The following is a 22180-nucleotide window of genomic DNA, read 5'->3' as shown; positions in this document are numbered from 1 at the left end:
TTGAGCAAACGGGTTTGTCAAGATAAAGACACGGGTTATGCACGCCCATAAAGACCCCTTCGCCGACGGCCCCCTGCTCCTGGACCGGCGCGATCTCGTGGAATACGAGCACGCGCTGAAGGACGCCCTGCGCCGGTTCCTTCCCTTCACTTCCTACAGCCTCTTCTTCCCCCGGCAGGGAGAGGAGGCAGGCGTCTTCGAGCCCGAGTACCGCGCGGCCGACGGCGAACTGCTGCTGCCCCTGGTCCTGCGGGGACGGCTGCTGGCCTGGTTCATGGCCCGAGGGGTGAAGCTGGCCGCGCCCAAGTCCTCCCTGCGCTATCTCCAGGCCCTGGCCTCCTCGGTGCTCGAACGGCTGCGGCTCTACAAGCAGGGCATCACCGACCCGCTCACCGGGCTGGCCAACCGCCAGCGCTTCCAGCAGAATCTGATCCTGGAGATCGGGCGCATCAAAAGCTGCCTCATGCCCGCCTCGGGCCAGCGCCTGGACGCCGACCTGCCGAGCTTCTCCGGTTGCCTGGGCCTCGTGCTCATGGACCTGGACTGCTTCCAGCGCATCAACGAGAATTACGGCTACGCCACCGGCGACCGCATGGTGGCCGAGGTCGGCGCGGTCCTCGCCCGGGTCTGCCCCAAGCACGTGGTGGCGGCGAGGCTCCAGGACGACGCCTTCGCCTTGCTCCTGCCCGACGCCACGCCCCGTGTCTGTTTCCAACTGGCCGAAGTGATCCGCGAAGAGGTCGGCAAGCTGTCCGTGACCGACGACCTCTCCGGCGACCGCCTGCAGGTTTCGGCCAGCCTGGGCGCCATCAACTACCCCCAGGGACTTTCCGGGGCCCAGCTCAAGCGCTCCGACGCCGAGCAGGCCCGCATCCTCCTCCGCAAGGCGCGCAAGGCCGTGGCCACGGCCAAGGACCACGGCCGCGACCGAGTCTTCGCCTACGCCGACGTGCTCAAGGCCGGCGGCCGAGTGCTGGAGATCCTGCCCATGAACCGCCTCTCAACCAGCCTGGGTCGCTCCGTGGACGCCCAGGAAGGACAGCGCTTCCTGGTCTGGTCCCCAAAGTACCAGAAGACCGCCGAGGCCCGGCTCAGCGAGGACGACCGTCTGCTGGGCCGCTATCCCACGCTGTACAAGGGCGAGGTGGTGCTCACCGTGGTGCAGGACGAGATGAGCTTCGCCGAGGTGCTGCACACCTCGGACCCGTCCTGGACCGTGGAGGCGGGCGACCGCCTGACCCTCATCCAGGACAGCGAAAGCTTCTTCGAAAACGAAACCGCCGCCGACGGCACGACCGCGCAGAGGGACATGCTCACCGGACTCTACTCCTACCGCGACTTCCTGACATTTTTCGCCCGCGCCCGGCTGAAGCCCGAGCATTTCTGTCTGGCCCTGGCGCGCATCCAGGATCAGCCCGGCGACCGTTCGCCCAATTTCCAGAAGCATATGGACGGGCTCGTGCGCCAAACCGCCGAGCTGGCCGCCGAAATCCTCGGAGGCTCACCGGCGGGTGGCCGTTTCGGCCTGGGCGGGTTGGCCTACTTTCTGCCCGACCGCGACCCCGCCGAGGTCTTGGCGGCCATGCGCGCGCTCTGCGCCCAGGCCGCCGAACGTCTCTCCCTGAACCTGGCCGTGGGCACGGCCTGCCACCCCTATCTCAATTTCTCCCGGGCGGACATCCTGGACAACGCCCGCAAGGCCCTGGACCACGCCCTGCTCCTGCCCCCGCCCCGGGCCGCCCTGTTCGACTCCGTGTCCCTGAACATCGCGGCCGACAAGCTCTACATGGATGGCGACATCTTCGGGGCCGTGGACGAATTCAAGCGCGCCCTGCTGGCCGACGAGAACAACGTCACGGCCCGCAACTCCCTGGGCATCTGCCTGGCCCAGCTGGGCCGCTTCGACCAGGCCCGGAGTCACTTCGAGCAGGTCATCGCCCGGGACAAGGGCGACATCATGGCCCACTACAACTTGGGCTGGGCCTGCCAGCGGCTGGGGGACTCCCGCAAGGCCCGCGAGGCCTACCGCCGCTGCCTCAAACTGGACCCGCGCCACGTCTTCAGCCTGGTGCGCCTGGGCACTCTGGCCGAACGGGAAAACAAACTGGCCCAGGCCGAGAAGCTCTACGCCCAGGCCGCCGACCTGCCCGGCGGACAGGAACTGGTCCTGCGCCACCTGGCCCGGGTCTGTCTGGCCCGGGGCGAACGCGACCGCGCCCGCGAATACTTGCACTTGGCGCTCAACGCCAACCACAACGACGCCCAGGCCATGCACCTGCTGGCGCGTCTCTACCTGGAATCCGGCGAAGATCCCCAGATCGCCGAGGTTCTGGCCCGCCAAAGCGCGGCCCTGACCCCGGACCATGAGGAGTACTGGCGGACGCTGGCCCAGGCCCTGCTGGCCCAGGGCAAGGATGAGGAGGCGGCCAGGGTGGAGACGCGGCTGGGCTAGCCTTTCCAGACGATCAGGATGAGCGCGCCCAGGGCCAGGAACGGCCCGAAGGGCACGGCCGTTTTGAGTCCTTCGGCGTCCGGGCGGCGGAGATAGAACACGCTTGCCGCCAGGGCCGTGAGTCCGGCCAGGACGAGGACCAGGGGCAGACCCATCGGCCCCACCAACGCGCCGATGGAGAGCATGAGCTTCACGTCCCCCAGGCCCAGGCCCTCGACCTTGCGCAGGCGCATGTGCGCGAAACGCAGAATCCAGAGAAACCCCGCGCCCGCCAGGGCCCCGATGAGCGGCTCCAGCCAGCCCCGGCCGAGGAGCCAAGCCGCGGCCGGATAGGCCAGGGCCGCCGCCGGAAGGGTCAGGAAGTCGGGCAGCAGGAAGCTGTCCAGGTCGATGAACGCCGCCGTGATGCAGGCCCAGCCGAAGGCCGCGTACACCGCGAAGGCCCAGGACGGGCCGAAGCGCCAGGCCACGATTCCGAACCACAGGCCGCAGGCCAGCTCGATCAGCAGAGTGCGTGCGCCGATGGCCGCGCCGCAGCCCCGACAGCGCCCGCGCTGGAGAAGGTAGCTCACCACCGGAATGTTCTCGCTCCAGGTCAGGGTCCGGCCGCAGGACGCGCAGAAGGAACGCGTCGGAAAAAGGATCGAGACCTCGGCCAGCCAGCGGTGCGCGACGCAACCGGCGAAACTGCCCAGGGCCAGGCCCAGGAGCGCCGCCGCGGCCACGGAGAGCCAGCTTCCGGCGATCATGGCCGGGGCCCTCCATGTCTCTTGAACTGCGCCGCTTTTTGCTGCATGAAGAGGCGGGTATCTCAATTCCCGGGGCCCGGCAAGGCCCCTCGCCAAGGAGCGCGCGTCCCATGCCCAAGAAATACCGTTTTCTGCCCCACCTTCAGCCTGACCAGATCGCCCGCATCCAGGACGAGGGCCTGCGCTGGACCGTGGCCCATGCGGCCAAGGGCAGCCCATACTACCGCAAGAAGTTCAAGGAGGCCGGGGTCGACCCTGCCGCGTTCAGGGGCCTGGACGACCTGCGCGCCCTGCCCTTCACCACGGCCCAGGATCTCCAGGCGGGCTACCCCCTGCCGCTGCTCTCCGTGCCCGAGGAGCAGGTGGTGCGCATCCACGCCTCCAGCGGCACCACCGGCAAACGCAAGGTGCTCACCTACACCCAGAACGACGTGGACACCTGGAAGCACATGTTCGCCCGCTGCTACGAGCTGGCCGGGCTGACGACCAAGGACCGCGTGCAGGTCTGCACCGGCTACGGCCTGTGGACCGCCGGCGTCGGCTTCCAGCTCGGCTGCGAGCACTTCGGGGCCATGGCCGTGCCCGTGGGCCCCGGCATGCTGGACATCCAGCTTCAGATGCTCGTGGACCTCCGGACCACCTGCCTCTGTTCCACGGCCTCCATGGCCCTGCTCATGGGCGAGGAGGTTGAGCGCCACGGTCTGCGTGACAAGCTGGCGCTCAAGCGCTGCATCTTCGGCTCCGAGGCCCACACGCCCAAGATGCGCCGCCAGTTCGAGCGCGCCCTGGGCCTGGAGGCCAGCTTCGACATCTCCGGCATGACCGAACTCTACGGCCCGGGGGCGGGCCTGGAATGCGAGGCCCGCAACGGCATCCACTACTGGGCCGACCTGTACGTCGTGGAAATCCTCGACCCGGCCACGCTCGAACCGGTGGAGCCCGGCCAGGTGGGCGAGATGGTCGTCACCTCCCTGCGCAAGGAGGCCTCGCCGCTCATCCGCTACCGCACCCGCGACCTGACCAGGCTCCTGCCCGGGGCCTGTTCCTGCGGCCTGTGCATGCCGCGCCACGACCGTATCCAGGGCCGCTCCGACGACATGTTCATCTTCCGGGGCGTGAACATCTACCCCGGCCAGATCGCGGCGGTGCTGGAGAAGTTCCGGGAATTCTCCTCGGAATATCAGATCTGCCTGCGCCGCGAGGAGGGCCTGGACCACATGAAGGTGCGTCTGGAACGCCTGCCCGGCGCGACCGATGAATCCGCCGCCCTGGCCAAGGCCGTGGCCGACGAAATCCGGCGGCAGATCCTGGTGCGCGGCGAGGTGGAGATCCTGCCGCCGGGCACCCTGCCGCGCAGCTTCTCCAAGACCAAGCGGGTCGTCGACGACCGGGACAAGGAGTAGCGCCGCCCCGGCGCGCCCGAAACAGCCCCAGGCGAGGAGGCCGCCGTGCCCACGCTCTCCCGGCGCCCTGAGCGCCATGTGGTGATCGACCGCCGCCAAGGGCACTACCTCTGCTTCCCGGACGTCTGCCGCGCGGACGACGGCCGCCTGCTCGTGGCCTACAACGAATTCGACAAGCACGTGGGCGCGCGCCGCCGCCTGCTCCTCAAGGAAAGCGACGACGACGGCCGATCCTGGTCCGAGGCCCGCATGTTGCGCGCGGACAACAGCCACTGCCCGCGCTTCTCCCGGCTCTCCGGCGGCCAGTTGACACTTTCAGACGACGCGGGGCCGCAACTTTTCTGGAGCACGAACCAGGGCCGCGCATGGTGCTCCCAACCCCTGACCGGGGTTTCCCACGGCCTGCTGGACCGCATCCTGGAGCTGGACAGCGAAAACCTCCTGCTCACGGGGCACATGGCCCGCGGCGGCGTTCCCCTGCCCCAGACGCGCCAGCCGCTCATCGAGCAGATGCTCTACCGCTCCACGGATCGAGGCCGCAGCTGGTCCCCCCGGACGGTCCTGGCCCGCGACCCGAACCTCATGCTCTGCGAAGCGAGCATGGTCCGCCTGCCCGAGGGAGCCATCCTGGCGCTCATGCGCGAGAACAGCTTCGTCTACGAGCCCATGTACGTCTGCGTCTCCCCGGACGGGGGGGACACTTGGTCCGAGCCGCGGCCCACGCCGCTCATCGGCCATCGCCCCACCCTGGGCCTGACTTCCGGCGGCCGCCTGCTGGTCACCTACCGCAACCTGGGGCCGGACGGCGGCACGGCGGCCTGGATCGGTGAACCGGAAGAACTTCTCTCGGACTTCGCCGTGCATGGCCTGACGCCCTCTCCGGACAACCCGACGCTCACCGAGGAGGGGCTGCTCATCCGCAACGAAAGCGGGCCCGAGGCTCCGGCGCGCTACGCCCTGCGGCCCATGACCGACCCATCGCGAGCCATGGCCGAACTGGAGGCGCGTGTGATCTGCCGGGCCGCAGAAGACAAGGGCTGCGGCCTGCGTTTCGGCGTCTGGTGGAAGATCTTCCCGGACCGCATCGTGGCCGAAAGGCCCGACGCCGAGCCGGTGCGCCTGCGCCGGGGCCGGTTCCAGAACATCCGTCTGGTCTACGCGGCGGGCACGGTTTCCCTTTTCGTCAACGGCAGACGGCGCCAGGAACTGCCCGTGGACGCCCGCTCGGTGGACACCCGTCCCATGGTCTTCGGCACACGCCACGCCTCCGAGGAAAACGGCGGGGAACACGTCTGGCGAAGCCTGCGGTTGCGCATCACGGAACCGCGCTACGACCGGAGCTATTCCTGGGACTGGAACGCGGAGCGGGGATTGCCCGACGCCCTGGCCAAGACCCGGGTGCTGGAACTGGCCAACGACCGCAAGGCGGCCCCGCCGGATTACGGCTACTCCGGGTGGTGCGAACTGCCCGACGGACGTTTCTTCTGCGTCTTCCACCACGGCGGGAGCGAGTCCCCGGACTACCGGCCGGGCTACAGCTCCCACGTGCGCGGCTGCTGGTTCGAGGCGTCCGATTTCGAGTAATTGGGGGCTTGGCGAAAGGAGGCCGCGCGGCTATGATGCCCTCCGGCTTCCCAAGGCCCAACGCAGACAAGGAGAACGGAATGCAGTTCGAAAGCGCCAAGCAAGGCAAGGCCGTGGTCATCAAGGCCAAGGGGCGCATGGACGCGGCCTCGGCCCCGGAATTCGAGGCCGAATGCGGCCGATTCATCGATCAGGGGGAAACGCTCCTGGCCGTGGACCTGGGCGGGGTGGAATATCTGAGCAGCGCGGGGTTGCGCAGCATCCTGGCCACCGCCAAGCGGCTCAAGGCCCGCCAGGGGGAAATCCGCTTCTGCGGCCTGACCGGCATGGTCCAGGAAGTCTTCTCAGTCTCCGGTTTTTCGTCCATGTTCCAGGTCCGCCCGACGCTGGCCGACCTGCTCGGCGGCTGACCGCCGCGCCTACTGGTTCGGGCAGTCCCGGCAGATGGTCCCGGAGGCCGCCGCCCTGAGCGCGGCGGCGACCACGGCGTCCATCTCCTCCACGGGCACGGCCCCGGCCACCAGCACCCCGTTGATCAGAAACGTCGGTGTCCCGTCCACATTGAAGGACGAGGCTTCCTGCACGTCCCGGGCGATGCGGTCAGCCACCCTGCGGTCCCCGCGGTCGCGGGCCACCCGGGCGGGGTCGGCCCCGATCTCGCGGAGCAGGGCCCTGAGCGCGTCCTCGCCACCGGACTCCAATTTTTCCCGTTGGGCGAAGGCCCGGTCATGGAAGGCCCAGGCCTGGGCCTCATCCCGCAAGGCCAGGGCCTCGAAGGTTTCGGCCAGCTCCATGGACATGGGGTGCAGCGGCAGATGCTTGAAGAAGAAACGGATGTCGCGCGGACGTTTTTCCAGCAATCGGCGCACGTTGGCGGCGCCCCGGCCGCAATAGGGGCAGAGGAAGTCGGAGTAGACCACGATGGTCACGGGCGCGTCCGGCGCCCCGAGCATAGGCCGCCCAGCGTCGATCTCGGGCTTGAGGGGATTGGCCAGGGCCTTGGCGTAACGCTCGGCCTGCTCCTGGGAACGACGCTCCCTGGCTCCATCCTCCACCGCCCGCAACACGTCCTCGCGATGTTCGCGCACGACGTCCAGGACCAGATCGGGGTTTTCGCGCAAGGTCTTGCGGATCTCCTCGCGCAAGGTTTCGCGCGAAACCGGGGATTTGGCCGCGCAACCGGCCAAAATGACGGCCGCCACGACCAGAACAAGCCAGCGACGAAGCATGGGCCCTCCTTCCCGGACCCCGCCCGCCACATGCGCGGGAGGCGATCCATGCCCCCTCCTATCCTTTCCCGGGCTTCCAGCCAAGCCCCCTTGGGCTTCCTTGCGCCGGAAGTCTTTCCTATACTATACAACAAGGACACGGAAAAAGGATCGGACCATGGAGCGTTTTTTCACGTTGCGCTACGCCGCACTGCTGGGGTTCATCGCCCTTCTCGCCGCGCTGGCCTTCTGGAACATCCGCACCCTCTCGACCCTGCACCAGGAGTCGGTCTACTTCATCGACCTGTCCGCCCGACAGATGGCCCTGGCCCAACGCCTGGCCGCCGACGCGGCGCGCCTGGACCTGGCCGCCGGCCAGGAACAGCGTGGGCTCCTGGCCGAAAACCTGCGCAAGAACACCGAGTTCATGGCCAACAGCCATGACATGCTCACCGGCGAGGCCACCCGGCTCCCGGATATCTACCGCTCCTCCGAGGCGCTGCGGGCCGTCTACCACAAGCCGCCCCTGTTCCTGGACCAGCAGGTGCGCCGCTATCTCCAGACGGTCCGGGAACTGTTGGAGGAACCCGACCCGGCGCGCCGCGCGTCCCTGCGCGACTCCCTGCTCCTGGCCGCACGCGAACGCCTGCCCGAGGCCCTGCGCCAGGCCGCCCGGCTCTACCGCGACGAAGCCCACGAGCGGGCCGAGCTTCTGCGCACCCTCGGCCTGGGCATCCTGGCCCTGACCCTCGGCCTGCTTCTCCTGGAGCTCTTCCTGATTTTCCGCCCCCTCTCGCGGCGGGTGTCCGAGGCGGACAGGAACCTGACCGAGCTGGCCCGCAAGATGGAGGAAGCCTCCCGCACCGACAGCCTGACCTGTCTGCCCAACCGGGCCTGCATGAACGAAATCCTGGAGCGTGAGCTGTCGGCCGCCCGACGCTACGGCAACGCCCTGAGCATCCTGCTTCTGGACATCGACCATTTCTCCCGCTTCAACACGATCTACGGGCTGGAGAGCGGCGACCGGCTCCTGGCCGAGGTGGCCCTTCTGCTCAAGAACAACCTGCGCCTCACGGACCACGTCTTCCGCTACGAGGGCGAAGCCTTCGCCGTGGTGGCCACCCAGACCCCGGTGGATGGGGCTCTGGCCTTGGCCGAAAAGCTGCGCCGGGTGATCAAGGGCTGCGCCTTCGGCTCCCAACCCCTGACCCTCAGCCTGGGCATCACGGCCGTCGCCGCCCAGGACGACCGCGAGAACCTCCTGCGGCGGGCGACGCAGGCCTTGAAGCGGGCCAAGGACAACGGCCGCGACCGTGTCGAAGTGGAGCCGTCGCCGGCATGACCGCCCTGCACTGGGTATTCCTGACCCTGGCCACGGCCGCCGATGTCTGGGCCGCCTGCCACGCCCTGCTCACCCAGCGCGACCCCCGCGCGGCCTGGGGTTGGATCGCGGCCACCCTGCTCCTGCCCGGCCTGGGGCCGGTGTTCTACTTCCTTTTCGGCATCAACCGCATCGAGGCCCGGGGCCGCAAGCTCCGGCGGCGTTCCCCCTTCGACCTCCAGGCCCCGGACGGGCGGCTCCGGCCCGCCTGCCCTATCTCGCGCCTGCCGGACGACCTGGACGATCTGGCAGCCCTGACCTACTCCATCACCGGCCGCTCGCTGACCGGAGGCAACGCACTGGAATTCCTTGAAAACGGAGAGGAGGCCTATCCACGCATGCTCGGGGCCATCGAGCGCGCCAAGGAGCGGGTCTATCTCTCCACCTACATCTTCGAGGCCAACGCCGCGGGCCGCCGCTTCATCAAGGCCCTGGAGGCGGCCGCCCGGCGCGGCGTGGACGTGCGCGTCCTGGTGGACGGAGTGGGCGAATGGACCCAGCTGCCCCTGGCCGGAACCCTGCTCAAACGCCGGAACGTTCCCCTGGCCCGCTTCCTGCCGCCCCGGCTCCTGCCGCCGAGCATGCACATCAATCTGCGCTGTCACCGCAAGATCCTGGCCGTGGACGGTGAGATCGGCTTCACCGGCGGCATGAACATCGGCGACCGCTACCTGGCCGGACGCAAATGGCTCAAGACCCGGGTCACGGACACCCACTTCCTCCTGCGCGGACCCGTGGTGGCCGAGATGGAGGAGATATTCCTCTGGGACTGGGGCTTCGCCACCGGCGCGGACACTACTCCTCCCGAACACGAAGACATCCTTCCAGCGGGGTCCACGGTCTGCCGTTGCGTGCTGGACGGCCCGAACGACCCGGGCAACCGCCTGGTGGAGGTCTACTGCGCGGCCATCGCCTCGGCCCGACGCCACATCCGGATCATGACCCCCTATTTCCTGCCGCCGAGGGAAATCGTCGCGGCCCTGCAACTGGCCGTGAAGCGCGGGGTGGAGGTCGCGATCATCCTGCCTGAGCGCAACGACACCGCCGTGGTGCATTGGGCCGCGCGGCACATCCTGCCGCACATCCTGAACCTCGGGGTGCGGGTCGCCTACCAACCGCCGCCTTTCGCCCACACCAAACACATGATCATCGACGAGTCCTACGCAGTGGTCGGCTCGGCCAACCTGGATCCCCGCAGCCTGCGACTCAACTTCGAAATGGTCCTGGAGCTGTTCGCGCCCGAACTGGCGCAAAAACTCATTGCGCATTTCGAAAAAATCCGCCATGTGTCGCGCGAACTGACGCACGCCGACCTGGCCGACCGGAGCCTGCCCGCGCGACTGCGCGACGCCTTCTGCTGGCTCTTTTCCCCATACCTCTAGCACCGGCCGGGCATTGACAACGCGCGGGAACGACTTAGATTTCCAAATCAGCGGGCACCGCCCGCCACAAACGATGAGCAAAACACTCACGGCCTTCATCGGCCTCGTCATAACGCTCCTCGCCCTGCCCGGGGACGCCCTGGCCTGGGGACCCGGAGTCCACTTGGCCGTGGGCGGGACCATCCTGGAAAACCTCGGGCTGGTGTCGCCGTTCATCGCCGACATCCTGGCCAGGCACCGCGACCTCTTCCTCTACGGCTGCATCAGCGCCGACATCTTCATCGGCAAAGGCTCGCGCATCCACGACGGTCACAGCCACAACTGGGACACCGGTTTCGCCCTGCTGCACTCGGCGCGCGACCCCGGGTTGCGGGCCTACGCCTACGGCTATCTTTCGCATCTGGCCGCCGACACCGTGGCCCACAACTATTACGTGCCGAACATCCTGGCCGCCGCCCCCCAGCGCGGCAAGCTCGGCCACGTCTACCTCGAAATGCAGGCCGACCGCGCCGTCGACTGGAATCCCCGCCGAGCGCGGCGGCTGTTCTCCGGCGCGGCCCGCGCCGCCGACGGCATTCTCCTGGAGACCCTGCACAAGAACCGCCTGCCATTTCTCTTCAGGAAACAGGTTTTCCTGAACAGTCTGCGGGTCTGCGGCCGCAAGACACTGGGCTCCTCCCTGGACCTCATCCAGCGGACCCTGCCCTGGGCCGACTCCTCGGCCCACCTCGCCGACATGCTCGACCTGAGCCTGCGCGTGGTCGTGGACTTCTTCCGCCTGCCCCAGGCATCCCCGGCCCTGGCCTTGGACCCCATCGGCAGCCGCAACCTGGAAATGGCCCGCCGCCTGTCCCGCAAGCCGGCGTTCCAGCAGGACGCCCTGCCGCTCCGCTTCCAAGTGGACGCCTGCCTGTCCTGCCTGCCTCCCTTGCCCGGAAACGAGGGCGCGCGCGTCTGGGGTCTGGCCGCCAACCAGTGACCCGCTCAAGCGGGCAAGGTTTCACATGCCCGGCGACATGATTCCCCCGCCGGAAAGCGTCGGCCGTCTGGCCGCCCTGGGACGCTCCTTTCGGCATCGCAACTTCCGACTCTACTTCCTGGGACAGATGATCTCCCTGGTGGGCACCTGGATGCAGGGCGTGGCCCTCTCCTGGCTCGTCTACCGGCTCACCGGCTCCAGCCTGGACCTGGGACTCCTGGGCTTCACCTCCCAACTGCCCATGTTCCTCCTGCCCCTGCTGGGCGGAGCCCTGGCCGACCGGCTGGACCGGCGACGCATCCTGGTGGGCACCCAGGCCGCCTCGATGATCCAGGCCGGAGTGCTGGCCGCGCTGACCCTCACCGGACATGTGGAAGTATGGCACCTCTACGCCCTGGCCGCCCTGCTCGGCTGCATCAACGCCCTGGACATGCCCACCCGCCAATCCTTCGTCATCGAGCTGGTGGTCAAGGAGGATCTGCACAACGCCATCGCGCTGAACTCCTCGGTGTTCAACGCCGCGCGCGTGGTCGGGCCGTCAGTGGCGGGCATTCTCGTGGCCGCCATCGGCGAAGGCTGGTGCTTCCTGGTCAACGCCCTGAGCTTCGTGGCGGTCATCCTGGGCCTCCTGGCCATCCGCCTGCCCCGCCGCACCCCGGCCAAATCCCCGGTCTCGCTTCTGGCGAACATGCTTGAGGGCTGCCGCTTCGCCTGGAGCACACCCTTCGTGCGCTCGGCCCTGCTCCTGCTCGGCACGGGCAGCATGCTCGGCGTGTCCTACGCCACCCTCATGCCGGTCTTCGCCGGGGAGGTGCTGCATTCCGGCGCTCGTGGTCTGGGCATCCTGCTGGCCTCGGCCGGAGTGGGCTCCCTGGCCGCCGCTCTGACGCTGGCCGCCCGGCGTGGAGGGGCGGGACTGGAGAAGCTCGTGCTCGGCGCGGCCGGAGGTTTCGGCGTGAGTCTCCTGCTCTTCTCCCTGTCCCGGAACTTCACGCTCTCGGCCCTACTCCTGGCTCCGGTGGGCTACTCCATGATCGTCTTCATGGCCGGCACCAACACCCTGCTCCAACTGCGCACGCCCGACGCCCTGCGCGGGCGGGTCATGTCGCTCTTCTCCATGATGCTCATCGGAATGGCCCCCTTCGGCTCCCTGCTGGCCGGGGCCCTGGCCCACCTTTTGGGCACACCGCCGGCCGTGGGGCTCTGTGGCGCGGCTATCCTGGTCGTGACCGCCGTGTTCGGACGGCACATGTTGCGGGTGGACGCCTGAAGCGACAGTCTCGCGCCTGAAATGCGATCTCCCCCGGAAGCGGAACCGCCGCCGGGGGAGATCAGGGTGGGGAGAGGCGCCGAGGGGGCGGAATGGCGGAGGAGGGTCGCCCCCTCTAGCGCAGGGCCAGCCGGACCCTCGTCATGTCCGGGATCTCGAAGGACGAGAAGAAACGCCGCATGTCCTCCTCCCGGCCTTCCACAAGAGCCAAGCCATCCAGCTGACGCTCGGGGTCGAGCTTCCCGAGCAGCAGATCGGCAAGGAAACCGCGATCCAGGCGCACGGCGAAATTCGGCCGTTCGGGACGGCGCGGAAGAAACTGGGCCACGCCGCGCCGTATCTCCAGGCCGCAGGTCGCGGGAACGTCCGTGAACTCGAAGGCTCCCACCAGATGCAGGTCCAGGGTCCGCTCGGCGGCCAGGCGCGGCCCCAGGGATTCCAGCAGGACTTCGGGACGCAGGCCGGCGATGTCCGGGTTACGGTCGCCGGCGCCCTTCTCCAGTTTGCCCTCCAGCTCCAAGGCGGCGGTCATGTACCAATGCCGGGGCTGGATCGCGGTTTCCGAATGTCCCACCTCGCGCAGGGCTCGGGCCTTGAGCCGTCGCGACTCCATATCCAGGACATTCAACCGGATGGTCAGGGTGGCCAACTCGGCGGCCCATTGCGGGTCGCCGCTGTCCAGGGCCTGCCGCGCGGCGGTCAACACGGTCTCCCGGCCGCCCATGAGGGCCACCAGACGCGCCGCAGCCAGGGAGGGAGGCGTGGCCCGCAGGCTGGTCGGATCGCCCTGGAAGAAACCCAGTTCGCCCTGGTATATCTCGCGCACATGGTTGGCGATGCTCCCGTAAAACTCGCCAAGCCAGGGATGATTCGCAAGATGCGGCGGCAGCTTGACCAGTCCGGCCAGTTCGTCCGGCGTGTGGCCCCGGTTCATGAGCCGCAGGGTCTGATCATAAACATACTGGATGCCGTCGCGGTAGGCGGTGAGCAACTCGCTCACGGCCTTGCGGCCGAAGACCGGCCTGCCGTGGGAGGGGGCCAGATACTCCGCCGGAAACTCCCGCAGCACATCCAGACTCTTGTACCAACGGCGCGGATCGCGGTAGCGCGTCCCCCGGATGGCGTAGAGATTGGGATAGCATTCCCCCTGGACCACCTCGGCGCTGCACAGAACCTTCCAGTCCGGCAACCAGACCACGATCTCGTCCTCGCATTCGCTGGGCACCCAGAGCAGATGCATGCGCACCCCGGCCACAGTGAGGTCCAGGCTCTCCCGGAAGGTCCGCGTGGGGGCCAGATAGGACGCCTTGCGGACCACCACGTCCGGGCCGATGCCGCAGTTGATCCGGCCCTCGGCCCCGACCGGCAGAAAAGCGCCGAAACAGTATGCGTTGCGCAGGGAAAGGATGGGGGCCGCGCCCGCGGCCATGGTCAGGCTGACGAAATCCGGCAGGGTCTCGTGGGAGATGATTTGGATCTCCCCGCCGTCCACGTCGCGCTGGTCCACGAAGCCCCGTGCTCCACCGATGTGATCCGGGTGGAAATGCGTGTAGATCAGGGCCTTGATCGGCTTGTCGGTGATCTTGCGGAACTCGGCCAGGATGCTCCGGGCCTTGATCTCGTCCTCGGTGGTGTCCACCACCACGACCCCGTCGTCGCCCACCAGGAGGATGGAGTTGGCGTCGGCGTAGCCGTAAGCCAGAAAAACCCGCTCCGTGACCTGATGGATCCCGGGCTTCATCTTGCGGGAGTGCGCGGTGAGGCTCGGCGGAACCAAGGGGGATTCGTCATCGTAAACAGGACAGAAGACGTTGGTGGACATGTCGTTTCCTCGTCGGCAGGCGGGGCGGCGTGATCCATGAACAACCGGCGCGGCCCCTGCCGGAGGGCCGCGCCGGAAGGTGCGCCTTCGTCAGAAGACGTTGACGCTGTCGGAATCCTCCAGAATTTCAGCTAGTTCTCCATTGCCCAGCACATCCACCCCCTCGAAGCCGAACTCGGAGGGAGCGATGCCGCGCTGTTCGGCGCAATAGCCCAGGCAGGCCAACCGGCCGTCGTTCTCCTGGAAGGAGGTGATCATGTTGCGCAGATACTCCGGCAGGCGGCCGGTCAACGCGTAGACGCCCTCGCCGAAGAGCACGAGGGTCGTCTCGTAGCCGCCCGCCTGTGCGGCATAGGCGGCCCGAACGCCCAGGGCCATGCGCTCGTCGCCCAGGGCATGACGGATGATGATGCTCACGGTGCTGATCATATTTCATCTTCCTCCGCTCTCAGCCGCCCAGGGTGAAGCCCACATCGGACGTCATCCAGAACTTGGTCAGCGAAGAGCCGACGTTGCCGCGTTGGACGCCGTCCAGATAGGCGCATCCCTCGGTTCCCCGTCCGTATTCCGTGGTGTGGCAGGTATGCAGCACCGCGCCTTTGGCGGCCAGGGCCTCCAGGCGATCGGCCACGCGGAAGCCGTCCATGAAGGCGGTCAGGGCATCGTTCATGCCCCGCTCACCGGTCCAGGCGACCTCCTTGTTGGCCATGTTGCAGCCGTTGCCGTAGAGGAACACGTTCACGCCGTGGCCCTGGTCCAAGGCCGCCTCGGCGAAGCGGATCATGAAATCCGCGTTCTCGTTCTCCAGCGCGCCCGAGAGCATGGTGATGGTGATGGTGGACATGGTTCCTCCTACAGGCTCAGGATCTTGCCGTGTTCCAGGACCAGATCCACGATGTCCGACATCTCGGTGGCCTCGCAGTGGCCGCCCGGCTCGATGCCGCGCTCGGCCAGGGCCTTGGCCTCGGCATGGATGCCGTCGAAGTTCCACTCCGCCAGCTTCGAAGCCATGGCCTCGCGGGCCAGGTAGACGCCGTCGCCTATGAGCAGCAGTTCCTTGTCCGCGTCACCGGCCAGAAACGGCACCACGCGCAGGGCTCCCGCCTCGGCCTTGTCCAGAAGAAAGAGCATGTCGTCCTCACTTGGCCTCGATGTTGTAGTCGAGCTCCATGCCGTTCTCCAAGGAGTAGGTCAGGAGCGAACCGCGCAGGAGCACGCTGCGGACGGCCTCGTAGGCCGCGCGGTCGACCTCGGCCACTTCGCTCTCCACGTTCAGCTCGATGTGCGTGTAGCGGGTCCGCAGGTGGTCGTCCTTCTCCTTGGTGATCTCGGCGTGGGCCTCGATGGGCGCCACGCGCGACACGTTGCGGGCCTTCAGGTCGTTGGCCATCGTGTTCACGAAGCAGGTCAGCGCCGCTGCCATGAGCAGGCGCGCGCCCATGTGTTCGTTGGCCCGCGTCGCCTCGTCCAGCTCCAAGGGGTTGAAGCGGATCTGGGGCAGCGCCGCCGATCCGAGATCGATGATGAATTCCCCGTTTTCCGCCCGGGTCAGGCGAACTTCCGCACCCATTCCGTGTTCTCCGTTCGTTGTTTCACATGTTGCTCGCATCAGCCGTTGGATTGGGATGTCCGCGGCTTTCTCCATTGGGTCGGGGGCGGTTCGCCGCCCCCGGCCGGCAGGGAGGATGTCTATGCCCGTCTCCCATTTGTTTTTTTGCGGAGAACGGACAAGCGGGATGTGTGAAAGAAAGCACAGTTTGTGCCAAACCGCCTGGAACTTGTACTAGCTTGAAATAAATATATTTATTAGTCGCAACAAAAGGCTCGCCTAATTTATGAGACAAAAACGCGCACCTCCGTTTTTACGGAAGTGCGCGTTTTATTGAGTTTTTTTCCTAAAAGGCTACCGGGTCACTTTCGCGCATGCGGCCATAAATGCCCCGGACAGTACCGTTCTCCCCGATGCTACGACTCCGAAATCTCCAATTTCTTCATCTTGCGGAACAAGGTCTTGCGCGGCAGTCCCAAGGCCGCCGCGACCTGAGAACGATTCCAACCATACTTCTCCAGGGCATCCGAGATGATCTTTCGTTCATAGTGGGCCAACCCTTCGCGCAGGGTGCCCTCGGCAGGCAGATCGTAGACCTTGATTTCCGGCATCGCCCGTCGGTCGCGTTCGTGGACCTTGAGGAAATCCAGATGACCGAAAGCCACGAACCGCTCCAACACATTATGCAGTTCACGCACGTTGCCCGGCCAGTCGTATTCCAGAAGCAGGGCCATTTCCTTGCTCATAAGCCGTCGGGACGCTCCGAGTTTGCCCAGGATGTGCTCGACCAAATAAGGGATGTCCTCCTTTCGGTCGCGCAACGGCGGCAGATAGATGGGGATGATATGGACGCGGTAGAAGAGATCCTCGCGGAACTGCCCCTTCTGAACCATCTCGCGCAGGTTCCGGTTGGTGGCCGCGATGATTCGGAAATCCGCCCGCACGGGCGACACTCCGCCCACGGGTGTGTATTCGCGGGAACCCAGGGCCCGCAGCAGCTTGGCCTGACAACCCAGGCCGATCTCCCCCAATTCGTCCAGAAACAGGGTGCCGCCCTTGGCCTTGTCCAGCAGACCAGGCTTGTCCGCGTAGGCCCCGGTGAAGGATCCCTTGCGGTGGCCGAAGAATTCGCTTTCGAAAAGTTCCTCGGGGATGGCCCCGCAGCTCACCGGCACGAAGGGCTTGGTGCTCTGGGCGCTCAAGCCATGCACGGCGCGGGCCACCAATTCCTTGCCCGTGCCGGTTTCACCGTAGACGACCGTGCCGGAATCCGAGGCCGCGGCCCGCAGGATGGACTCGTAGACATCCTGCATCTTCTGGCTCCGGCCGATGATGTTGCTGAGCCGCATGCGGCAGTCGACCGAGGCCTTGAGCCGGTCGCGCTCCACCCGCAGTTCCCGCGACTCCCGCTCCATCAACTCCTCGCGGAGCTTGTACTCGGTGACGTCCATGACGAAGGAGAGCACGGCCGGACGGCCACCCAGCTCAATGGGCGTTGGGCGGCCTTCGAACCAGACCTTGCGGCCGTTCTTGTCCAGGCCGGTCCACTGGTAGCGGGCTCCGGCGTTCTGCTTGTTCAGGCTCTTGAGCAAGGCGGCGTGACGTTCGCGCTCCTGCTCCACGAGCAGGGACGAGGCCGGATTGTTCAGCAACTCGCCGAGGGATTCATAGCCGAACATGTTGCAGAACGTCTTGTTGGCCATGACGATGATGCTGTCCACGAAGAGGCAGACACCGGCGGGCACGTGCTCGGCCAGAACGCTCATGCCGTCGAGAATGGAGGTGCTGGCCTGCATCCAGTTGGCGATGCGCTCCAGGTCGTAGAGATCCTGGATCACGCCGTCACCGTGAGGATCGGCGGCCACGCGCGTGAGCAGGGGGCGCAACTCCCCAGAAGTATCCAGATAGTTGCAGACGGCCACCCACTCGCCGCCAGGCTCCATGCGCCGCAGGTTCGCTGAGCCATGGTAGGCCACGGCGGCGTCGAAGTCGCCGCTCAGGAACCAGTCGGCCAGCACGGGCTGCTGCTTGGGAAGGAAGGCGCGCCAATGCTTGCGGGTGCCGAGCATGTCGGCAGCCGCGAGTCCGGTCATGCGCTCGGCGCCCGCATTCCAACGGACGATCACGTGCGCCTTGTCCAGGGCGATCTGCCCGAGGCTCATGTCACCGAGAAACGTCTCCATGATCCTTTCCGGTTTCGGCCGAATCACTGGTGGCAGGGCCGTCATCCTCCCTCCTGGGCGAATATTCTCGACCGATTCACAGCCACGGTCAAGCGATGGTCGGAAATGAAGGCGGCCGGTCCCCATGGGGCCGGCCGCCGGGAAAGCGGTCCTCTAGTCGAAGAACGTTCCCACGTCAAAGAACTTCATGATCTTCAGTTCGAAACGGTAGTCGTCGGAGCCGACCTTGGTGTTCTGATACCAGCGGTCCACGGGGAGCATGCCGGCCACGGCGACATTCACGCCCCAGGGCTGGTACTTGAACACGGCCTTGGGTCCGGCATACCACTCGTAGCTGGCGTCCTTCTGTTTGGCGCCGTTCAGCTCGGTCTCGTCGTTCCACTCGAAGCAGGACTCAACGCCGATGTCCCACATCTTGTTGATGGCGTAAGCGTAACCGGCGTTCCAACGCACACGGTCGCCCTTGGTGAAGTTGTGGGCGCCCTCGGTGAAGGTCGAGTAGTTGGCCTCCATGTCGAAGCGGTGGGAATCCAGGAAGTAGGTGGCGCCGATGCCGCCGACCAGGCCCCAGGCGTCGTTGCCGATGGCGTTCACGGAATGGTCGCCGACGGAAGCCGTGGGCACGACCCCGCCGTAGTCCACCGCCAGGTAGAAGGGATCACCCTTGTCCTGGTTCAGGATCACGCTGTGCAGCAGGACCGTGGTGTCGCCGATGCCGTAGTTGGTCCGATCCGGCCCCGTCTTGCTGTCGATGTGGATGTTGTAGACCGGCGTGGCGGTACGGATGTCGAAGCCCGGCAGAATGCCGTACCGCACCTTGACCACTTCCAGGTACTTCTGCGTCTCGGCGTTGCGGTTCAGCTCGTCGCCATACTTGCGCACGTGTTCGCTCTCGCCGTACTGGAAGTTGCCTCCCACGGCCAGCAAGCCTGCGGGGATGGCCGAACCGGACGGGCCGAAGTTGGCCGCCATCGGCGCCCACGGCCTCGGCGCGGGCGCCGGTTTCTGCGCCGCCTCGTCGGCCGCCCAGGCGGCCGACGCCAGGAGCCCCAGCACGGCCAGTACAGTGATTCCTAGCCTCAGACGTTTCATTTCTCCCTCCAGGTTTTGGGCGCAAGACTCCCCGTTGAGAATTTGTAATATCTTGTAATAATTACAAATTCACTCAAGCAGCAAGCGTTTGCGCCCGGGTTTTGGAACTGTCGAACTTGCCCCTCGGAACGGGGCGACCACACCTCCCTAGAACAGCATGCCCACGAGCCAGGTGGCCATGCCCGGGAAGAAGATGAGCAGGGCCAGCATGAGCACCATGCAGAACATGAAGGGCAGGATGCCCTTGAAGATCGCCCCCATAGGCACGTCCGGCGCCACGCTGGACATGGCGAAGACGTTCACGCCCACCGGCGGGGTGATCTGCCCCATCTCCATCATGATGACCGTGATCACGCCGAACCAGATCGGGTCGAAGCCCAGGGCCTTGACCGTGGGGAAGATGGTCGGCAGGGTCAGGAGGATCATGGGAATCACGTTCATGAGACAGCCGAGGATGGCGTAAAGGCCAAGGATGCCCACGAGCACCACGTAACGGTTGTAGCCGTGCCCGGTGATGAGCGCGGCCATCTCGTCCGGCAGGCGGCTGGCGGCCAGGAAGTAGCCCAGGATGCCCACGCCGATGAGGATCATGAGCAGCTTGGTGGTGATGTTGGCCGTCTGGGTGAGCACGTCCTTCATCACCTTGCGGGTCACCCGCCCGCGCAGGACCAGGATGCCGAAGGCCCCGACCACGCCTACGGCCGCGCCCTCGGTGGGGCTGAAAACGCCCACCAGGATGCCGCCGAGGATGAGCACGAAGAGCAGGATCATCCAGACAATGCCCTTGAGCGAGAGCAGGCGGACGCTCAGGGACGCGCGCTCGCCGCGCGGGGCCCATTCGGGGCGAGCCTTGGCGATGACGTATACGCTCAGGATGTACATGAGCGTCAGCACCACGCCCGGCACGATGCCGGCCACGAACAGCTTGCCCACCGACTCCTCGGTGACCAGGGCGTAGAAGATGAAGCCCATGCTCGGGGGAATGAGAATGCCCAGCGTGCCGCCGGCGGCCAGCGCGCCGCAGGCCAGGCTGGCGTTGTACTTCTTGCGCTGCATCTCGGGCAAGGCCACGGAGCCCATGGTCACGGCCGTGGCCATGGAGTCGCCGCAGACCGCGGCGAAGCCCGCGCAGCCCGAGAGCGCCGCCATGACCAGTCCGCCGGGAAGGTGGCCCATCCACTTGTCGGCGGAGTCGAAGAGATCCTTGCTGATGCCCGACTCCGAACAAAGCAGGCCCATGCAGATGAACAGAGGCGCCACGGCCAGGATGAAACTCGCCGTGGTGGAATAGGGACCGACGCCCAGAGTGTTCAGCGCCGGGGTCATGTTGAAGCCGATCGCCGAAAGTCCCAGGAAGCCGACCACGGCCATGGCGAAACCGATGGGCATTCCCAGGAGCAGCAGGGAGATCATGGTGGTCATGCCGACCATGCCGAGCCCCAGGCGGCTCAGCTGGTCCGGCAGCATCTTGTACCAGAACGGGAAGGCCAGGAAGGCCACTGCCAGGGCGACGGCCACCAGCAGGCCGATCACTGCCTTGTCCTTCAGGTTGTCCGAGATGCCGCGCAGGGTCTGGCTCAGAAGCGTGAAGACCAGAAGCAGCAGGCCGGCGGCGGCCACGGTGATGAAGATGCTCAAGGGAATCTTGAGCATGATGCTGTGCTCGCCCATCTTGAGCATGGCCGTGACGCAGGTGCGCCAGAAGACCAGCCCGAAGAAGGCGGTGCTGACCACGTTGTGAAACGTATCCAACAGTCGGACGAATCTCTGAGGCATCTTGCAGGTGATGAGATCGATCTTGATGTGCCCGCCGCCCTTCTTCTGAACCCAACCCAGGGCGAGGAAGACGATGAGCACCATGAAGTACTCCTCCGTCTCGATGATGCCCTCCAGGGAGTCCGAGAAGATGAAGCGGGCCAGAACGTCGCAGAAGATGGGGATGGCCATGATGCCCGCGGCGATGAAGCTCACCAGGAACGCCTTGTTCAGCACGGGCTCCAACAGGGCGTCCAGGCCGTCGGCGAGCGCGTCGAAGATGTTCCTCCCCTCTTGGGGGGCACCCTCGGCCACGCAGCTGTGCGGCGGCATTTGCAACTCGGTGGCATTGCTCATTGACAGGTTCCCTCGAAAGAACCCCGGGGGGCGGCGGAGCCGTCCCCCGGGTCCGTTATTTTACTTCTCGTAGCCCCGGCCGGTGGTCTTGGCGAACTTGGCGCTCAGGCCCATGGTTTCGTCCAGAAGCTTGCGCGCGTCCTTGAAGCCCTTGGACTCCATGTCCTTGACCCAGGCCTCGCGCAACGGCGCGGTGGCGGCCACCCAGCGATCGCGCTCGGCGTCGGGCAGGAGATAGAAGTTGTGCCCTTGGGCCCGCAGCTTGGCCGCGTCAGACACGGCCCCCTTGTCCAGGCTCACGCCGCTGCGCTTGGCCATGACCTCGCCGGTGGTCTTCCCGAAGGCGTCCCGGTCCTTGTCGCTCAAGCTCTTCCAGGCGTCGTGGCTCATGCCGGCCCAGAAGGAAGTGAGCAGGATGTCGCAGACCGTGGTGTTCTTGACCGCATCGCTGATCTTGAAGGAAACCAGGGGAGCCAGGGGGCAGAGCACGCCGTCGGCCATGCCGCGCTCCAGGGCCAGATAACTGTCCGTGGGGCTGATCTGCACGGAATTGGCGCCCAAGGCCTTGATGATGTCGGCGGCGGCGCGGTTCCAGGCGATGATCTTCAGGCCCTTGAGATCCTCCAGGGTCTTCACCTGCTTCTTGGTGGTGTGAATCTGGTAAGTGGCGCTGGCCCAGAGCCAGAGCAGCTGGATGTCCTTGTATTCGGCCTGGATCTCGGGGTGGGTCTTGTACAGCTCCCACATGACCATGGAACCGCACTCGGCGCTGGGGGCCACGCCCGGCAGCTCAAGCACGCTGCTCAGGGGGAACTTGCCCGGAGTCAGGAGAAGTGGGTCCGGTTTTTGGACCACTCGGCGGCAAAACTAAGGTGGACAGGTTCATGGGCTATGCCGCCTTTTCTGGGCAAGCCAGAGGGGGTACCCCCTCTGGCTTGAGCACTTGATATATCTCCATCGGCTTTCTGCCGTCAAAGGTCTTATGCGGGCGGCGGTTGTTGTAGAAATCGAACC

The 22180-nt window shown here is 66.3% G+C and carries 19 protein-coding genes; 8 read left to right on the top strand and 11 right to left on the bottom strand.

What is annotated here, in order from left to right; translation table 11 throughout:
* The first annotated feature begins 37 nt into the window (after positions 1-37).
* Positions 38-2452 carry a diguanylate cyclase domain-containing protein gene (locus H587_RS0103660; protein ID WP_027175116.1) on the top strand — a complete coding sequence of 805 codons (2415 nt, stop codon included), beginning with the start codon at positions 38-40 and terminating at the stop codon, positions 2450-2452.
* Here the strand turns inward: H587_RS0103660 and H587_RS0103655 are convergent.
* On the bottom strand, positions 2449-3201 hold the full coding sequence (locus tag H587_RS0103655; protein WP_027175115.1) for a prepilin peptidase: 753 nt from the start codon (positions 3199-3201) through the stop codon (positions 2449-2451). The two genes, H587_RS0103660 and H587_RS0103655, sit on opposite strands and share 4 nt — an antisense overlap.
* A gap of 110 nt (positions 3202-3311) precedes the next feature.
* On the opposite strand from H587_RS0103655, the gene H587_RS0103650 reads away from it, so the two are divergent.
* From H587_RS0103650 to H587_RS0103640, 3 genes are all read left to right on the top strand, one after another.
* On the top strand, positions 3312-4604 hold the full coding sequence (locus H587_RS0103650; protein ID WP_027175114.1) for a phenylacetate--CoA ligase family protein: 1293 nt from the start codon (positions 3312-3314) through the stop codon (positions 4602-4604).
* A 45-nt stretch (positions 4605-4649) separates the two neighbouring features.
* On the top strand, positions 4650-6188 hold the full coding sequence (locus tag H587_RS0103645; protein WP_027175113.1) for a sialidase family protein: 1539 nt from the start codon (positions 4650-4652) through the stop codon (positions 6186-6188).
* Between the two features lie 80 nt (positions 6189-6268).
* Positions 6269-6598, top strand: a complete 330-nt coding sequence (locus H587_RS0103640) for an STAS domain-containing protein (RefSeq protein ID WP_027175112.1) — start codon at positions 6269-6271, stop codon at positions 6596-6598.
* Between the two features lie 9 nt (positions 6599-6607).
* On the opposite strand, the gene H587_RS17115 is transcribed toward H587_RS0103640, so the two are convergent.
* Entirely contained in the window at positions 6608-7417 is an 810-nt protein-coding gene (locus tag H587_RS17115; RefSeq protein ID WP_034608529.1) for a DsbA family protein, read from the bottom strand.
* A 157-nt stretch (positions 7418-7574) separates the two neighbouring features.
* Here H587_RS17115 and H587_RS19510 point away from each other — a divergent pair, with 157 nt between their 5' ends.
* The 4 genes from H587_RS19510 (at position 7575) to H587_RS0103615 (ending at position 12408) form a co-directional block, all read left to right on the top strand.
* A complete protein-coding gene (locus H587_RS19510; RefSeq protein ID WP_051202418.1) occupies positions 7575-8738 on the top strand; it encodes a GGDEF domain-containing protein in 1164 nt (387 codons plus the stop codon).
* Positions 8735-10159 (top strand): phospholipase D-like domain-containing protein, encoded by a 1425-nt coding sequence (locus tag H587_RS0103625; protein WP_027175111.1) that lies wholly within the window; start codon positions 8735-8737, stop codon positions 10157-10159. The genes H587_RS19510 and H587_RS0103625 overlap by 4 nt, the downstream gene beginning before the upstream one ends.
* A gap of 73 nt (positions 10160-10232) precedes the next feature.
* Positions 10233-11138, top strand: a complete 906-nt coding sequence (locus tag H587_RS0103620) for a zinc dependent phospholipase C family protein (RefSeq protein ID WP_034608528.1) — start codon at positions 10233-10235, stop codon at positions 11136-11138.
* Positions 11139-11163: 25 nt separating this feature from the next.
* Positions 11164-12408, top strand: a complete 1245-nt coding sequence (locus tag H587_RS0103615) for an MFS transporter (RefSeq protein ID WP_051202417.1) — start codon at positions 11164-11166, stop codon at positions 12406-12408.
* A 115-nt stretch (positions 12409-12523) separates the two neighbouring features.
* Here the strand turns inward: H587_RS0103615 and H587_RS17105 are convergent, their stop codons facing one another.
* From H587_RS17105 to dctP, 9 genes are all read right to left on the bottom strand, one after another.
* Entirely contained in the window at positions 12524-14230 is a 1707-nt protein-coding gene (locus tag H587_RS17105) for an alkyl sulfatase dimerization domain-containing protein (RefSeq protein ID WP_051202416.1), read from the bottom strand.
* A gap of 90 nt (positions 14231-14320) precedes the next feature.
* A complete protein-coding gene (locus tag H587_RS0103605; RefSeq protein ID WP_027175108.1) occupies positions 14321-14659 on the bottom strand; it encodes a DsrE family protein in 339 nt (112 codons plus the stop codon).
* A gap of 19 nt (positions 14660-14678) precedes the next feature.
* Entirely contained in the window at positions 14679-15074 is a 396-nt protein-coding gene (locus tag H587_RS0103600) for a DsrE family protein (RefSeq protein WP_027175107.1), read from the bottom strand.
* Positions 15075-15082: 8 nt separating this feature from the next.
* Entirely contained in the window at positions 15083-15361 is a 279-nt protein-coding gene (locus H587_RS0103595) for a hypothetical protein (RefSeq protein ID WP_027175106.1), read from the bottom strand.
* Positions 15362-15368: 7 nt separating this feature from the next.
* The gene (locus tag H587_RS0103590) at positions 15369-15800 is read right to left on the bottom strand and encodes an OsmC family protein (RefSeq protein WP_027175105.1); all 432 of its coding nucleotides are present in this window, start codon (positions 15798-15800) and stop codon (positions 15369-15371) included.
* A 395-nt stretch (positions 15801-16195) separates the two neighbouring features.
* Entirely contained in the window at positions 16196-17962 is a 1767-nt protein-coding gene (locus H587_RS19505; protein ID WP_051202415.1) for a sigma-54-dependent Fis family transcriptional regulator, read from the bottom strand.
* 153 nt (positions 17963-18115) lie between these two features.
* Complete coding sequence (locus H587_RS0103580) at positions 18116-19054, bottom strand: transporter (protein WP_027175104.1); 939 nt, start codon at positions 19052-19054, stop codon at positions 18116-18118.
* 147 nt (positions 19055-19201) lie between these two features.
* On the bottom strand, positions 19202-21166 hold the full coding sequence (locus tag H587_RS0103575; RefSeq protein WP_051202413.1) for a TRAP transporter large permease: 1965 nt from the start codon (positions 21164-21166) through the stop codon (positions 19202-19204).
* 60 nt (positions 21167-21226) lie between these two features.
* Positions 21227-21964 (bottom strand): TRAP transporter substrate-binding protein DctP, encoded by a 738-nt coding sequence (gene dctP / locus H587_RS0103565; RefSeq protein ID WP_156904441.1) that lies wholly within the window; start codon positions 21962-21964, stop codon positions 21227-21229.
* Positions 21965-22180: the final 216 nt, after the last annotated feature.

It is taken from the genome of Desulfovibrio aminophilus DSM 12254, assembly GCF_000422565.1.
In the GTDB taxonomy this organism is placed as follows: domain Bacteria; phylum Desulfobacterota; class Desulfovibrionia; order Desulfovibrionales; family Desulfovibrionaceae; genus Aminidesulfovibrio; species Aminidesulfovibrio aminophilus.
The sequence above is the reverse complement of the archived record's forward strand: the minus strand, read 5'-3'. Positions and strand labels throughout refer to the sequence as shown.

What these genes read in the sequence shown, in the direction of transcription:
- H587_RS0103640 (WP_027175112.1), top strand. Translation starts at nt 6,269, where the DNA reads ATGCAGTTCGAAAGCGCCAAGCAAGGCAAGGCCGTGGTCATCAAGGCC.
- H587_RS19510 (WP_051202418.1), top strand. Translation starts at nt 7,575, where the DNA reads ATGGAGCGTTTTTTCACGTTGCGCTACGCCGCACTGCTGGGGTTCATC.
- H587_RS0103620 (WP_034608528.1), top strand. Translation starts at nt 10,233, where the DNA reads ATGAGCAAAACACTCACGGCCTTCATCGGCCTCGTCATAACGCTCCTC.
- H587_RS0103605 (WP_027175108.1), bottom strand. Translation starts at nt 14,659, where the DNA reads ATGATCAGCACCGTGAGCATCATCATCCGTCATGCCCTGGGCGACGAG.
- H587_RS17105 (WP_051202416.1), bottom strand. Translation starts at nt 14,230, where the DNA reads ATGTCCACCAACGTCTTCTGTCCTGTTTACGATGACGAATCCCCCTTG.
- H587_RS19505 (WP_051202415.1), bottom strand. Translation starts at nt 17,962, where the DNA reads ATGGAGACGTTTCTCGGTGACATGAGCCTCGGGCAGATCGCCCTGGAC.
- H587_RS0103655 (WP_027175115.1), bottom strand. Translation starts at nt 3,201, where the DNA reads ATGATCGCCGGAAGCTGGCTCTCCGTGGCCGCGGCGGCGCTCCTGGGC.
- H587_RS17115 (WP_034608529.1), bottom strand. Translation starts at nt 7,417, where the DNA reads ATGCTTCGTCGCTGGCTTGTTCTGGTCGTGGCGGCCGTCATTTTGGCC.
- H587_RS0103595 (WP_027175106.1), bottom strand. Translation starts at nt 15,361, where the DNA reads ATGCTCTTTCTTCTGGACAAGGCCGAGGCGGGAGCCCTGCGCGTGGTG.
- H587_RS0103650 (WP_027175114.1), top strand. Translation starts at nt 3,312, where the DNA reads ATGCCCAAGAAATACCGTTTTCTGCCCCACCTTCAGCCTGACCAGATC.
- H587_RS0103660 (WP_027175116.1), top strand. Translation starts at nt 38, where the DNA reads ATGCACGCCCATAAAGACCCCTTCGCCGACGGCCCCCTGCTCCTGGAC.
- H587_RS0103575 (WP_051202413.1), bottom strand. Translation starts at nt 21,166, where the DNA reads ATGAGCAATGCCACCGAGTTGCAAATGCCGCCGCACAGCTGCGTGGCC.
- H587_RS0103590 (WP_027175105.1), bottom strand. Translation starts at nt 15,800, where the DNA reads ATGGGTGCGGAAGTTCGCCTGACCCGGGCGGAAAACGGGGAATTCATC.
- H587_RS0103625 (WP_027175111.1), top strand. Translation starts at nt 8,735, where the DNA reads ATGACCGCCCTGCACTGGGTATTCCTGACCCTGGCCACGGCCGCCGAT.
- H587_RS0103615 (WP_051202417.1), top strand. Translation starts at nt 11,164, where the DNA reads ATGCCCGGCGACATGATTCCCCCGCCGGAAAGCGTCGGCCGTCTGGCC.
- H587_RS0103580 (WP_027175104.1), bottom strand. Translation starts at nt 19,054, where the DNA reads ATGAAACGTCTGAGGCTAGGAATCACTGTACTGGCCGTGCTGGGGCTC.
- H587_RS0103600 (WP_027175107.1), bottom strand. Translation starts at nt 15,074, where the DNA reads ATGTCCACCATCACCATCACCATGCTCTCGGGCGCGCTGGAGAACGAG.